The sequence below is a fragment of the Virgisporangium aurantiacum genome (assembly GCF_016863635.1).
In the GTDB taxonomy this organism is placed as follows: domain Bacteria; phylum Actinomycetota; class Actinomycetes; order Mycobacteriales; family Micromonosporaceae; genus Virgisporangium; species Virgisporangium aurantiacum.
In genome coordinates this window covers 1-1,242 of the sequence record NZ_BOPG01000039.1, presented here as the reverse complement: position 1 = coordinate 1,242, position 1,242 = coordinate 1, and the positions used below count along the sequence as shown (strand labels likewise).

At 78.4% G+C, this 1,242-nt stretch carries 1 pseudogene; it reads left to right on the top strand.

From position 1 onward, the window contains the following. Window positions 1–178 precede the first annotated feature (178 nt). Window positions 179–1,242: pseudogene (locus Vau01_RS30985) on the top strand (hypothetical protein); the annotation flags it as partial.

Below are 1,242 nucleotides of genomic sequence, written 5' to 3'. Positions count from 1 at the left end.
TGGCGGCCCCGGCGGCTTTGATGGCCCCGGCGGTCGCGGTGGCTTTGACGATCCCGGCGGCCCTGGCGGCCGCGGCGGTTTCGGTGGCGGCCCCGGCGGCGGTTTCGGCCCTGGCGGCGAACCGCCCGAGGTCCCGGCCCCGCTGTTCACCGAGCCACCACCCCCCGGCGAAGGCCCGATGCCGTTCAACGGCGGCTTCCCGCCCCCGGCCGGCGCCGGCAGGGTGACCCCGAATTACGACGAACCCACCGGCTCGTTCGGCGCCCGCCCGTCCTTCGACGAACCCACCGGCGGCTTCAACACGCCCCCACGCGGCGAACCACCTTTCGGCGGCCGTGCCGCTCCCCCGCCCCGCGATGAGTCCACCGGATCGTTCGGCCGGGTTCCCGGGCCCTCCTTCGACGAGCCGACCGGCGGGTTCGGCACGCCGTCCGCGGGTGGCGGCGGGTTCTCCGGATTCACCGAGCCGTCCGCCGGCTCGGCCGGGCCGTCCGCCGGTTTTTCCGGGCCCTCCGCCGGCTCGGCGGGGCCGTTCGGTGGCCGTGCCGTCACGCCGTCGTTCGACGAGCCGACCGGTGGCTTCGGTGCGGGCCGCACGGAGTCCACCGGGGGGTTCACCCCGCCGCCGGGACGCGAGGAGCCGAGCACGCCGTTCGGTGGTGGGTCCGCCGCCGGCACGGTCGTGCCGCGCCGGCCGCCGGCCGCCTCGCCACACGCGGACGAGGAACCGATCTTCAAGCCGTTCGACGCGTCGGCGCCGCCGGTGGTGCCGCCGAGTCCGCCGCAAGAGGAGCCGATCCTTAAGTACATGTCGCCGGGCGACCGGGCCAGGACCCGGAGCACGTACGGCGGCCGGCGCCGGGCGCCCGAGCAGCGCTCGGCCGCGGTCAGCGGTCCGCCGATGAGTTCGCCGCCGATGAGCGGTCCGCCCACGGCCGGGCCGGCCAGCGCGCCGCCGGGAAGCGCCAGTGGCCGCCGGCGCCGCTACCGGGAGGACGACGAGGCCGCGGCGTCCGCGGGCTCGCCGCCCGGGTTCGCACCCGACTTCCAGCAGCCGTACCCCAGCCAGCCGGCCGCCTACGCCGAGCCACCCGCGCGGCCCGGCGGCGGCCCGGGTTACCCGGACCAGCAGGGCTACGCCGAACCGCCGGCCCGGCCCGGCCGCCTGGAACTGCCCGCCGGCCCGGCCCACGTCGAGCCGGCCGCGTACGCCGAGCCACCCGGGTACGGCCGCGGCGGCAG